Below are 13082 nucleotides of genomic sequence, written 5' to 3'. Positions count from 1 at the left end.
CCTATGCCGCCTCGATCCTGTCCGCAAGCTCGAGGCCCGATTCGATCATCTTCCTGGCCTCGGCCTCCAGCCGCGACCAGTCGACCGTCCCGTCGAGCCCGCGCGTGCGGCCCTCGTCGTAGAGCTCGTTCATCCTCTCCTCCGAGAAGTACCTGGACTCCTGCCATATCTCGTCCTGCTCGCGCATGACCGCGCCCGCGAGCCGCACCAGCGAGCCCGTTGACGGGAACACCTGCACGACGCGCGACCTGCGCTTTATCTCTCGGTTGGTCCTCTCCTGCACGTTGTTGGTGCGCAGGCGCTTCCAGTGGGTCGGCGGGAAGTCGAGGTATGCCAGGGCGTCCGGCTCGGCCTCCTCGAGGATCGCCGCCGCCCTCGGGCAGCACCCCTCCAGCATGTCGCACGCCGCGTGGTGCATGGCGGTCACGGTGGCGGCGTCGCGCCCGCGGAACACCTGCGAGACGATCCTGCCCACGCGGCGCCTGAGCCGCCGGGAGCCCGCCTCGCGCATGCGGTCGCGCATGAGGTGGACGGCGCAGCGCCGCCATGCCGCCCCCCGGAAGACCTCCGCCGCGGCCGCGACGAGGCCCGCGTGCGCGTCGGAGACGACGAGCTCCACGCCGGAGACGCCGCGGTCGCGGATCTTCCTGAGGAATGCCAGCCACGAGTCGCACGACTCCGTGTCCACCGCGTCGACGCCCAGGACGCGCCTCCAGCCGCCCGCGTCGCAGCCGATGGCCGTGACGACGGCCGTGGAGGCCACGCGGCCCCCGCGGCGGCACTTGACGTAGGTCGCGTCGAGCCAGACGTAGGGCGCCGGCGAGCCGTCGAGGGGCCTCGCGCAGGGCTCCTCGATGTCGGCGTCAAGGCTCGACGCGATGGCGCTCACCTGGTCCTTGGAGAGCCTGGACACGCTCATCTTCTCCGCGACGCGCCGCACCTTGCGGGTGCTCGTGCCGGTGGCGTACATCTCGGCGGCGGCGGCCACGAGGGCGCGGTCCGCGCGCTGGTAGCGCTCGATCACGTCGTCCGGGAAGAAGCTGCCGGTGCGGAGCTTCGGGATGCGCAGCGTCAGCGTGCCGACGCAGGTGGCGAGGCCGCGCTCCCGGTAGCCGTTGCGGCTGTTCGCCCCGCCGCCGCACAGCTGGTCGGCCTCGGCGTCCATCACGGCGTTCACGACCTGCTCGGCGAGGCGCCTGAGCAGCTCCTGCATGTCGATGGCACCGTCGTCGAACCGCGGCATGGCGAGCATGTCCGGCTTCGGGTCTGATAAGATTTCCATAGCGGTCTTCGTCCTTTCCTAGAACCTGTTGTTGTGGTGATTTCAGATTCTAGGACGAAGGCCACTCTTCGTTAAACGGACGCTAGGGAGCCACCCTTACACCAACATTTTCGACGCAATCTATTCGCGCAGCTTTGCCGTGACGCTCGTGGGCATGTGCGTGCTCACCTGCATGGTCACGCTCGCGATCTCGACGAACGTGGTTATCTCGCTCGGTAAGGTCGGTGCTCTGTCTATTGTCCGCTACCGCACGGCGGTCAAGGACCCGCTCGACCTGCTGTATCTGTTTTGGGCCATTACCACGGGCATTACGGCGGGTGCCAGCATGTATGCGCTCGTGGGGCTCACGGCGGTGGTGATTGTGGTGATGATTGCCGGCTTTGCGAGCCACCAGGACAAGGCGCGCGTGTACATGATGGTCATCCACTACACGGGCCAGACCGCCGGCGACGACATTGTGCGCGCCTTTGGCCGCACCAAGTTCACCGTCAAGTCCAAGACCATGCGCGGTGACAAGGTCGAGATGGCCGTCGAGGTGTTCTCGGACGGCGTTGATATGCCCTATGCCGACGCCATCCGCGCGCTCGACGGCGTGGAAGACCTGACGCTCATCCAGTACAACGGCGAGTACCACGGCTAACTATTTCCGGCGTTCTACCGAACGCCGGACCGGTCGACGCTGCGCGAACATCTGCCGGGCGATCTGCCGCTCAAACCGTCGCTCGCGTACATAAAGTACGCTTCGCTCCTCTTTCGCGGCACCTCGCCACGGCAGCTGCCCGCTCGCTGACGTTTGCTCGACCTGAGTGGGCCGATTTGGTTCGCATGCCGTCTTCACGGGTATCATGGTGAAAGCGATTTCAACGACAGGGGTACTCGTGGTAAAGATGAAAGATGTGGCCGAGCTGGCCGGCGTTTCGAGCGCCGCCGTCTCGCGCTACCTCAACGGTGGCTACATATCGACGGACAAGGGCGAGCGCATTAAGCAGGCGATTGAGCTGACCGGATACGTGCGGTCCAGCCAGGCTCGCGCGCTGCGCACCGGTTCCACCAAGCTCATCGGCGTCATCGTACCTAAGATTAACTCGGAATCCGTGAGCCGCATTACCGCCGGCATTGGCCAGGTGCTCGGTCGCCGTGGCTACCAGATGCTGCTTGCCAATACCGACAACGCTGCCGATCGCGAGCTCGAATACCTCGATTTATTCCAAAACCACCCGGTCGATGGCATTGTGCTGGTGGCAACCATGATTACCGACGAGCATCGCCGGGCGATTGAGTCGTGCCGCGTGCCCATCGTGCTGATCGGTCAGAATGTTGAGGGCGCGGCGTGCGTCTATCACGACGATTACGAGGCCGCCTTTGAGCTGGGTCATGCGCTTGCGGGTCGCGTGGATGGCAAGATTGCCTACATTGGAGTTACCGAGGAGGACCGCGCTGCTGGCTATGACCGCCGTCGCGGTTTTGAGGCCGGCTTGCGCGCCGCGGGCGTGGCGCTTGATCCGAGCCTGATTCGCCAGGGGTCTTTTACGCTCGACTCGGGCTATGGTGCGGCGCGTGAACTGCTTTCCGTCGCTCCCGATGTTTCGTTTATCGCCTGCGCGACCGACACCATGGCGGCGGGTGCGCTGCGTGCCATCGATGAGGTTCGCGGCGTGGGCGAGGGCATGCACCGCGTAAGTGGTTTTGGTGACAACGCGTTTTTGCGCGCGCTGACGGGCGGCATTCCCACCGTGCACTATGGCTACCTGACCAGTGGCGTCGAGGCGACCAATATGTTGCTCAACACGCTCGATGGCGTGGAGGGGGAGAGCGGTCTCAAGACGCTCAAGCTCGGCCATCAGCTTATGAATGTCTAGGGTTTGGGCATGTCTGTCTGCCTCTGAGTCGCCTGTTTTTGCCTTAAAACTACCTTTCGCCGGCTTTTTCCTACCGTTCACCCTATTATGAAAACGATTACAGAATTATGAAACTGAAAACGATTACAGTATAAGTGTCAAAGATGGCCGGGTGCGAATGCACCCGTTGGAGGAAAGGGAAGTCATGGACTACCGCAAATCAGCCCAAGCGGTGCTCGACAACGTCGGTGGCGCCGACAACGTTGTTTCGGCCGCGCACTGCGCTACGCGTCTTCGCCTGGTGATCGCCGATAACGCCAAGGTTAACAAGGGGGCCATCGAGAACGTCGACGGCGCCAAGGGCGTCTTTGAGGCTCAGGGCCAGCTTCAGATTATTTTTGGCACCGGCACTGTCAACAAGGTCTACGAGGAGTTCATCGCGCTTAGTGGCGTCGAGGCTGCCACCAAGGCCGAGGTCAAGGAGGCCGCGGCGCAGCAGCAGAACATCTTTATGCGCGCCATTAAGGTACTCGGAGACGTCTTTGTCCCCATCATCCCCGCCATCGTGGCTTCGGGCCTGCTGCTGGGCATTATGAGCGCCCTCAACTTTATGGCCTCCAACGGCTTTATCGCGCTCGACACCAATAACTTTATCTACAAGATCGCCGACCTGGTCTCGGGAACGTCCTTCGGCATTCTGCAGATCCTGATCGGCTACTCCGCCGCCAAGGCCTTTGGCGCCAACCCGTACCTGGGTGCCGTCGTCGGCGGTGCGTTCATCAACTCCTCGCTGCAGAGCGCCTACACGGTTGCCTCTGAGGGCGTGCAGACCATGGTCACCGTCATCCCCGGCGTGTACAGCTTTGAGTGGGTCGGCTATCAGGGCCATGTGATTCCCATCGTTATCGCCTGCGCCATTCTCGCCTTCCTCGAGAAGCGTCTCCACAAGGTTGTCCCCGAGATGTTCGACCTCTTTGTGACCCCGCTTGTCTCGGTGTTCGTGACCGTGCTCGTGACGCTCGTTGCCGTCGGCCCCATCTTTGTTTGGGCCGAGAACGCCATCCTCGGTCTGATCCAGACCCTGCTGACCCTGCCCTTCGGCATCGGTTCCTTTATCGTCGGCCTGTTCTATGCCCCCACGGTCGTTACCGGTATCCACCAGATGTACACCGCCATCGACCTGGGCCAGCTCGCCCAGTACGGCGTGACCTACTGGCTGCCCATCGCTAGCGCTGCCAATATCGCCCAGGGTGGCGCCGCGCTTGCCGTTGCCTTTAAGACCCGCGATGCCAAGATCAAGGGCCTGGCGCTTCCTTCGGCTCTGTCCGCCTTTATGGGCATTACCGAGCCTGCCATCTTTGGTGTGAACCTGCGCTTCTTTAAGCCCTTCATCGCCGGCTGCATCGGCGCCGGTTGCGGTGCCCTGGTCTGCGCGCTCACCTCGCTGGCTGCCTCCGGCACGGGCGTTACCGGTATCTTCGGTATCCTGCTTTGCCTGGCCCAGCCCGTGCAGTACGCGATCATGTTTGCGGTCGCCGCGCTGGTTTCCTTTGGCGTCTCGTTTGTCCTGTACAAGGACGAGCCCAAGGCTTCCGAGCAGGCCTAAGGGCTTTTGATTGAGGGAGTGCCCGCGGGTTGTATGCTCGCGGGCGTTTCCCGTATCTGGTGCCGATCTCTGGTGCCTTGTAACTTTCGATCCGTTAGGACTTTGATATGTCTAATGCACTTGGTCGCGACCTTGCAAAGCTGGTTGCCGCTGTTGACGCTGCCGCCTCTGAGTGCGGTCATGGCGCGTATGGCCAGCACTTCCATATTATGCCGCCGGCGGGTTGGCTCAATGACCCCAACGGTCTTTGCCAAGCGGGCGGCGTGTTCCACGCTTATTTTCAATATGCGCCGTTTGATGTCGAGGGTGGCGTTAAGGTCTGGGGTCATGCGACGAGCCGCGACCTTATGGCGTGGGACTACGTTGGCGCCCCGCTGCTGCCCGACGAGCCGTTCGATTGCCATGGCGTGTATTCGGGCTCCGCGCTTGCTGAGGACGGCCGCATTCGCGTGCTGTACACGGGCAACGTTAAGCTTTCCGATGCAGACGGCACGTACGACTACGTCAATACCGGTCGACGAGCCGATACTGTTTATGTCGAGAGCATTGATGGTCTTGCCGGTCGGGAATTCAGCCAAAAGCGCGTGGTGCTGGCGTCCGATGATTATCCCGAGGATTTGACCTGCCACGTGCGCGATCCCAAGGTGTGGCGTGACGCGGACGGGCGTTATCACATGGTGCTGGGCGCCCGTCGTCGCGTGGATGGACCGCATATCGAAAGCCATTTTTGTGCGATGCACGGCGAGGGTGCCGGGCGCGATGTGGGCGAGATCCTGGTGTATGGCTCGGCCGATATGTTGAGCTGGGAACTCGAGAGCCGTGTGTCTACGCCCGAGCGTTTCGGCTTTATGTGGGAGTGCCCGGGGTATCTTGAGCTTAAGACCGATGACGGTGTGCCGGTGAAGTTCCTGTCCTTCTCTCCTCAGGGGCTCGAGGGCGGTCGTTGGGACCGCGGCAACGTATACGCTGCTGGCTACATGCCTGTAACGGGCGACATTACCGGTGTTGACGGTACCTATGAGCTGGGCGAGTTCCGCCTGTGGGACGCCGGTTTTGACTTCTATGCTCCGCAGGAGTTCACGGCCGAGGACGGTCGCCACATTCTGATCGGCTGGATGGGCATGCCCGATGAACCGACCTATGGCAACGCACCCACCGTGGTGTGCGGCTGGCAGCACTGCATGACGGCGCCGCGCGAGCTTACGGCCGGTGACGGCGGCGTGGTACTGCAGCAGCCGGCGCGCGAGATCGAGCGCCATTATGCCTCGGTGCGTGTGGGGGAGGGCTCGTTGGAGGTTGCCGGCGATACCTGCTTTGACGTTATTGTTGGCGGTATCGAAGGCGCGTTTACCGCAACCGTTGATGGCGAGCTGAAACTGGCGTTTATGCCCGCCGAGGGCGAGCTGCCCTCGCGCTTTGAGATGCGATTTACCGATGAAGGTCGCGCTTCTGCCGGCTGCGGTCGTACCGTGCGCTGGGAGCCCGTCGACGAGGTTCGTAACGTGCGCATTGTCGCCGATGTCTCGTCGGTCGAGGTGTTTGTGAATGATGGCGCGCTCGTGTTTTCGACGCGCATCTATCCGGAGGCCTATGGCGTGTCCGTTGACGCTCCGGGTGCGAGCGTGACCTGCCACGTACTCAATATCTAGGCGATTGGTCGTCTATCGGCGCTATACTGCAGCCGTTGCCCACGATGCGGGGAACACCCGCATCGTGGGTTTTTGCTTATGAAGGGACGGTGCCGCGTGGACGTACAGCAGCTAGAAGAGGCCTGGGCTTTGAGGGCCGGCGCGCGTGAAGCGCGGTTGCTCACGGCCTCGCATGTGCCAGCAGCGTTGTCGCAATTGGGGATTGTGCGCCCCGGTGACCGCCTAGTTGCGTTTGCCGATGACTTTGTCGATGCGTTTGCGCACGGCTTTGATGCCCTCAACGTGGCTATGGTGGGGGAGCTGTCGGTTGCAGCGTTTGACGCCGCGTCCGCGGGCTTTGATGCTTCGTTTGATGCCGCGGGCCCGCATCTGTGGTGGTTCGTTAACTCCATTGGCGGGTTTGGCCTGCGCGTGCCCGATCTTCGTGCTCTGGGCCGCGCGGCTCGTGATGCCCGTGCACTCCTCGTGGTGGATAACACTGTGGCAAGCGTCTTTGGGTGCGATCCGCTGCGCTTGGGAGCCGTGCTGTCGCTCGAGGCCCTTGATCGTGTGTGTGCCGGTGGGGCTCCGCGCAAGCTTGTGGCGGCGTCGGTTGCGCGCTCGCGGCTCAAACGGCATCGTGTGGACACCGCTGCCGAGTGCGCGCATGCGTTGCTTACCGGCTGCGGTGCGCCTGTGCTTGATCTGAATGTTGATGAGGCCGACGTGCTGGAGTGCGGGCTCGAGACGCTCAACGCTCGCATGCAATCGCACTTTGACCGCGCCCGTGCGCTGGCAGAGTATTTGGCTGCGAACGAGATGGTGCGCAATGTGCGTTACCCCGGGCTGAGTTCGCATCCCGATCATGCAGTTGCAACGGGAATCCTCGAGCACGGCTTTGGTCCGGTAGTTGAGTTTGACCTTATCGAGCGCAGCGCAGGTGAGTTGTTCGAGGCTTTGCCGGGGGAGTTTCGCACATCGCCCGCCGGCGGCGCCGCGACGCGCCTTTCTGCTCCACACGGCAAGCAGGGGAGTATCATCCGCCTTTTCGCCGGCACCGACGATCCTCTGGCAGTAGCGGCCACCCTAGACCACGCCCTCCGCAAGTAGCTAATTTGGGACGGGGCTTTTTTAGCTACCCAATGTCAATTTTTGGCTATGAGTCAAGAATGCTCTGGATGGGTAGCTAAAAAAGCCCCGTCCCAAATTAGCTACTCTTTGATTCTGGCGATGAGGTCGTTGGCCTTGGTGGCGATCGCTTGGTTGATTTCTGCTTGCAGGCCCTTGTAGACCGCTACGGCTCGCTTGCCGGCGCGGTTGAGCGAGTGCTCGCGGGCGATACCCTGCAGCAGCAAGACGCGGCCGTGGCCGAACACGCCCGGCAGATCGTTGTCGCACGATTGAATGACCAGTCGCGCCGCCGTCTTGTGCTCCATGTGCCCCACGTCTTCCCGCTAAAGTGTTTGCTGGGCAAACGCAATGCCTGCGTCAAGCCCTCGTGTGCTCTTCTTAAATCATGCATTGTAGCAGTCAAAGTGCGTTAAGATACTTCTCCAGTATTGGGCGCCCAAGGTTGGGCTGGGTCCTACGAGGCCTGCAGCCGACCGGTCGCATGGAAAAAGGAGAAACATGGCTACGTTCTTTCCCGGTGAGTCCCACACGTTTTCGGAGTATCTGCTGGTCCCTGGTTACTCGTCCTCGCAGTGCATCCCCAATAACGTCTCTCTTAAGACGCCGTTAACCCGCTTTAAGCGCGGTGAGAAGCCGGCTATCACCCTGAACATCCCCATGGTTTCCGCCATCATGCAGTCCGTCTCGGGCGTCGACATGGGTGTCGCGCTCGCTACCGAGGGTGGCCTGTCCTTCATTTACGGTTCCCAGACCCCCGAGTCCGAGGCCGCTATGGTCAAGGCCGTCAAGGATCACAAGGCCGGCTTTGTTCAGTCCGATTCCACGCTGACCCCCGACATGACCATGGAGCAGGTCATCGAGCTCAAGGAGAAGACCGGTCACTCCACCATGCCGGTAACCGACGACGGCACTCCCAAGGGCAAGCTCCTGGGTATCGTCACCAGCCGCGACTATCGCCCCAGCCGCGATGACCACCAGAAGAAGGTCTCCGAGTTCATGACCCCGCGTGAGCAGCTCATCGTGGGCGACAAGAACATTAGCCTCAAGGTTGCCAACGACGTCATCTGGGACAACAAGCTCAACGCTCTGCCTATCGTCGACGACAACGATCACCTTATGGGCATCGTCTTCCGCAAGGACTACGACAGCCACAAGACCAACCCCAACGAGCTGCTCGATAACGACAAGCGCTACATGGTCGGCGCCGGTATCAATACCCGCGATTATGCCGAGCGCGTGCCGCTGCTCATCGAGGCTGGTGCCGATGTCCTGTGCATTGACTCTTCCGAGGGCTTCAGCGAGTGGCAGAAGCGCACCATCGAGTGGATTCGCGCCAACTACGGCGAGGACGTCAAGGTCGGTGCCGGTAACGTCGTCGACGCCGAGGGCTTCCGCTTCCTGGCCGACTGCGGTGCCGACTTCATCAAGGTCGGTATCGGCGGCGGTTCCATTTGCATTACCCGCGAGACCAAGGGCATTGGCCGTGGCCAGGCCACCGCGCTGATCGACGTCTGCCGCGCTCGCGACGAGTACTACGAGGAGACCGGCGTCTACGTGCCCGTGTGCTCCGACGGCGGTATCGTATACGACTACCACATGACGCTCGCCCTTGCTATGGGTGCCGACTTTATGATGTTGGGTCGCTACTTCGCCCGCTTCGATGAGAGCCCGACCGAGCGCGTCAACGTCAACGGCCAGTACATGAAGGAGTACTGGGGCGAGGGTTCTGCGCGTGCTCGCAACTGGCAGCGCTACGACCTGGGCGGCGCGGCGAAGCTCAGCTTCGTCGAGGGCGTCGACTCCTACGTTCCCTATGCCGGTTCCCTTAAGGACGGCGTGGGAGGCACGCTCTACAAGGTCAAGTCCACGATGTGCAACTGCGGTGCCCTCTCGATCCCCGAGCTCCAGGAAAAGGCACGTCTGACCCTGGTAAGCTCGACCTCGATCGTCGAAGGCGGAGCCCACGACGTTGTCGTGAAAGACTCCCAGCAGTCTGTGTCTTATCGATAGGATAAGAGCTGCACATAAAGGTTGAGTTCCAACCACGTTATTTAGATAAAGCGAGATGCCTGCAAGTCGCAGACATCTCGCTTGTTGTATTTGCTATCATCATGCGAGTCAACCTTAGGGTCGGGCGGCTTAGCTTTGTTCGCTACAAGTTCCGCACGCAAAGTAGAGCACTTAATGTGTTCTTCGTCTTGCGCAGGACTGTTCGCAGTAGCGAATAAAGCTAAGCCGACCGACCCCATTAAAGATTAAAGGAGCTGATATGTGCGATTGCACAGATCATAAGGACGAGATTCCTGCCTACGACGCGCAGGCCATCGAGTCCCGGTGGATGAAGGCCTGGGAGGACTCCAACCTCTTTGCCGTCGACACCGATGCCATCAAGCCCAAGAAGTACGTGCTCGAGATGTTCCCGTATCCGTCGGGCGACCTGCACATGGGCCACGCGCGCAACTACACCATCGGCGATGCCATGGCCCGTCAGGCCCGCATGCGCGGCTTTGACGTGCTGCATCCCATCGGCTTTGACGCCTTTGGCCTGCCCGCCGAGAACGCCGCCATCAAGCACAACACGCAGGCTGCCGCCTGGACGTATAAGAACATGGACCAGGCGCTCGCCACGATGAGGCGCATGGGCTTCTCCTACGATCTGGATCGTACCGTTAAGACCTGCAGCCCCGACTACTATCGCTGGGGTCAGTGGATCTTTGAGAAGATGTGGGAAAAGGGCCTGGTCTACCGCAAGAAGAACCCGGTTAACTGGTGCCCCACCTGCAAGACCGTTTTGGCCAACGAGCAGGTAACCGAGGGCAAGTGCTGGCGCTGCGGCACCGAGCCCGAGAAGCGCGACCTCGAGCAGTGGTACTACAAGATCACCGAGTACTCCCAGGAGCTGCTCGACGACCTGGAGAAGCTTCCCGGCTGGCCCGAGCGCGTCAAGCAGATGCAGGCTAACTGGATCGGCCGCTCCGAGGGCGCCGAGGTCGACTTTACCCTGTGCGATGCCGATGGCGAGCCCATTGAGGGCGACGAGGGCAAGATCACCGTCTTCACTACGCGCGCCGACACGCTCTTTGGCGTTTCCTTCTTTGTCCTCGCTCCCGAGTACGCTCGTCTGCACGAGCTCGTCGAGGGCACTCAGTACGAGGAAGCCGTCACCAAGATCGTCGAGGACTCCAAGCATATCTCTGCCGTCGAGCGCGCCCAGGGCACCCTCGAGAAGCACGGCGCCTTTACGGGTCGCTACGTGGTGAACCCCGTCAACGGCGAGAAGATCCCCGTATGGGTTGCCGACTACGTCGTGGCCGACTACGGCACCGGTGCCGTCATGGCCGTTCCCTGCGGCGACCAGCGCGATTTTGAGTTCGCCCGCAAGTACGATCTGCCGATCGTGCCGATCATTCTGGACGATGAGGATCGCGCTGCCGTCGAGGCCAGCGGCGAGACCATCGACACCTTCCATGCCGAGACCGTCGACTGGGATTGCGCCCATGCCGCCGAGGGTACGCTGGTGCAGTCGGGCAAGTACACCGGCATGCGCGGCGGTAAGCACTCCGAGGGCGAGTCTGCCATCGTTGCCGACCTCGAGGCCATGGGCTGCGGTCGTCGCAAGGTCGAGTTCCGCCTGCGTGACTGGCTCATCAGCCGTCAGCGCTATTGGGGCAACCCCATCCCGGCCATCCACTGCGAGCACTGCGGTATCGTGCCCGTTCCCGAGGATCAGCTGCCGGTGACGCTGCCTGAGAACCTGGACCTGGGCGCCGGCGAGACCCTCGCCGAGTGCAAGGACTTCTACGAGACCACCTGCCCAGTCTGCGGTCGCCCGGCCAAGCGCGAGACCGATACCATGGACACCTTCACCTGCTCCAGCTGGTATTACCTGCGCTACACCGACCCGCACAACACTGAGCTGCCCTTCTCCAAGGAAGCTGCCGACCGTTGGATGCCCGTCGATAACTACATCGGCGGCATCGAGCACGCCATTTTGCACCTGCTCTACAGCCGCTTCTTTACCAAGGCGCTGCGCGACCTGGGTCTGCTGAGCGTGGACGAGCCCTTCACCAACCTGCTGTGCCAGGGCATGGTCAAGGACGAGAACGGCGACACCATGTCTAAGTCCAAGGGCAATGTTGTGCCCCCGAGCTCGGTTATCGAGCCCTACGGCGCCGATACCATGCGTCTGGCGATTCTGTTTATCGCCCCGCCCGAGAAGGACTTCGACTGGGATCCCAAGGCCGTCGAGGGTGCCAACCGCTTTATCAAGCGCGCCTGGCGTATCGTGTGGCAGCTCGTCCAGTCCGGCGATGCCAACGTGGCCTTCGACAAGTCCGTGCTCGACGAGGCCGCACTCAAGCTCTATCGCGAGCGTCACCGCACCATTGCCAAGTGCACCGAGGACTTTGACCGCGGCCAGTTCAACACTGCCATCTCGGCCGTCATGGAGCTCGTCAACGCGGCGAGCGCCTACCTCAACGCCACCGAGGGTACCGCCCGCGACAAGGCGCTGTGCTACGGCGTGGCTAAGGATATCGTGAGCGTCCTTGCCCCCATCTGCCCGTTCTGGGCCGATGAGCTGTGGCATGAGGCCCTCGGCTGCGAGGGCAACGCCTACACCGCCGCCTGGCCCGAGTTTGACCTGGCCGAGTCCGTTGAGGACACGGTGCAGATCGTCGTCCAGGTGCTCGGCAAGGTCCGCGGCCGCATCGACGTGGCCCGCGATGCCTCTAACGAGGAGATGCAGGCTGCCGCTGAGGAAGCCGTTGCCAAGTGGCTTGAGGGCAAGACGGTCATCAAGGCCATCTGCGTGCCCGGCAAGCTGGTCAACCTGGTGGTCAAGTAAACGCCGCATGCGCAGCTGACGTGTAAAAGACGAGGGACGATCCGGTTGGGGCGTCCCTCGTCTTATTGTCGTTCACTCGAGACCGCGGTCAATTGTCTTATTCTTGTGGAGATGCTGTGGGCACGCTGACCTGCGGGTTTCTGTGGCACTTGCGTGTTTCCGCAGGTATTGGTATAGTTTGCTTGCAAATGAAGTTGTAATTGAAAGAAGTGGGGTCTCGGCCCCGCTTCTTTTTTGTATGGATGGAGGTGCCGCAATGGTCAAGACCAAGACCGAGCAGGCGATCATCGACGCGCTCGAGGCCGTCGCTCCCCAGCACGATGTCGACATCGTCGACGTCGAGCTCGTGGGCGCCACCAAGGCCCCCTGCGTGCGTGTGCGTATCGAGGGTGCCGAGGGTCAGAGCCTGTCGCTCAACGACGTCACGGCCAACACCAAGTGGGTCGGCGATGTGATTGAGGAGCTCGACCCCATCTCTTCGAGCTATATGCTCGAGGTGTCGAGCCCGGGCATGGCGCGCCCGCTGCGCCGCCCGTGCGACTTTGCCCGCTTTGTGGGCGAGGACTGCGAGCTCACCTCCACCGCCACCGAGGGCCGTCGCAAGTACGCCGGCAAGATTGCCGCCGCCACCGAGACGAACGTGACCCTTGAGCTCGAGGACGGCGAGTCCGTTACCCTCGATTTCTCTGATGTTAAAAAATGCAAGTTGAAGCCCACCTACGACTTCAAGCCCGCGAAGGAAGGAAAGTAA

The 13082-nt window shown here is 61.8% G+C and carries 10 protein-coding genes; 8 read left to right on the top strand and 2 right to left on the bottom strand.

Annotation, left to right across the window (positions count from 1 at the left end):
• Window position 1: 1 nt before the first annotated feature.
• Window positions 2–1282, bottom strand: coding sequence for an IS256 family transposase (locus DWX25_RS04890; protein ID WP_117799335.1), 1281 nt, complete (start codon window positions 1280–1282; stop codon window positions 2–4).
• Between the two features lie 46 nt (window positions 1283–1328).
• Between DWX25_RS04890 and DWX25_RS04885 the strand changes: the two genes are divergently transcribed.
• The 5 genes from DWX25_RS04885 to DWX25_RS04865 all read left to right on the top strand — a co-directional run bounded on the left by DWX25_RS04885 (window position 1329) and on the right by DWX25_RS04865 (window position 7464).
• The gene (locus DWX25_RS04885; RefSeq protein ID WP_369832058.1) at window positions 1329–1922 is read left to right on the top strand and encodes a DUF4956 domain-containing protein; all 594 of its coding nucleotides are present in this window, start codon (window positions 1329–1331) and stop codon (window positions 1920–1922) included.
• Between the two features lie 247 nt (window positions 1923–2169).
• Window positions 2170–3141, top strand: coding sequence for a LacI family DNA-binding transcriptional regulator (locus tag DWX25_RS04880; protein WP_233505273.1), 972 nt, complete (start codon window positions 2170–2172; stop codon window positions 3139–3141).
• A 184-nt stretch (window positions 3142–3325) separates the two neighbouring features.
• Window positions 3326–4726, top strand: a complete 1401-nt coding sequence (locus tag DWX25_RS04875) for a PTS transporter subunit EIIC (RefSeq protein ID WP_233505271.1) — start codon at window positions 3326–3328, stop codon at window positions 4724–4726.
• A 107-nt stretch (window positions 4727–4833) separates the two neighbouring features.
• A complete protein-coding gene (locus DWX25_RS04870) occupies window positions 4834–6375 on the top strand; it encodes a glycoside hydrolase family 32 protein (protein WP_117799337.1) in 1542 nt (513 codons plus the stop codon).
• Between the two features lie 96 nt (window positions 6376–6471).
• On the top strand, window positions 6472–7464 hold the full coding sequence (locus DWX25_RS04865; protein WP_158557599.1) for a PLP-dependent transferase: 993 nt from the start codon (window positions 6472–6474) through the stop codon (window positions 7462–7464).
• A 101-nt stretch (window positions 7465–7565) separates the two neighbouring features.
• Here the strand turns inward: DWX25_RS04865 and DWX25_RS04860 are convergent, their stop codons facing one another.
• Complete coding sequence (locus tag DWX25_RS04860; RefSeq protein ID WP_117799339.1) at window positions 7566–7790, bottom strand: hypothetical protein; 225 nt, start codon at window positions 7788–7790, stop codon at window positions 7566–7568.
• A gap of 193 nt (window positions 7791–7983) precedes the next feature.
• Here DWX25_RS04860 and DWX25_RS04855 point away from each other — a divergent pair, with 193 nt between their 5' ends.
• The 3 genes from DWX25_RS04855 (at window position 7984) to rimP (ending at window position 13082) form a co-directional block, all read left to right on the top strand.
• Window positions 7984–9495, top strand: a complete 1512-nt coding sequence (locus DWX25_RS04855; RefSeq protein ID WP_089571691.1) for an IMP dehydrogenase — start codon at window positions 7984–7986, stop codon at window positions 9493–9495.
• Between the two features lie 259 nt (window positions 9496–9754).
• Complete coding sequence (gene leuS / locus DWX25_RS04850; RefSeq protein ID WP_117799340.1) at window positions 9755–12331, top strand: leucine--tRNA ligase; 2577 nt, start codon at window positions 9755–9757, stop codon at window positions 12329–12331.
• 256 nt (window positions 12332–12587) lie between these two features.
• Window positions 12588–13082, top strand: coding sequence for a ribosome maturation factor RimP (gene rimP, locus DWX25_RS04845; RefSeq protein ID WP_117794244.1), 495 nt, complete (start codon window positions 12588–12590; stop codon window positions 13080–13082).

This window comes from Collinsella sp. AF18-8LB (assembly GCF_003459795.1).
In the GTDB taxonomy this organism is placed as follows: Bacteria; Actinomycetota; Coriobacteriia; order Coriobacteriales; family Coriobacteriaceae; genus Collinsella.
Note: the sequence above shows the minus strand (reverse complement) of the source record. Positions and strands in the feature narration are given on the sequence as shown.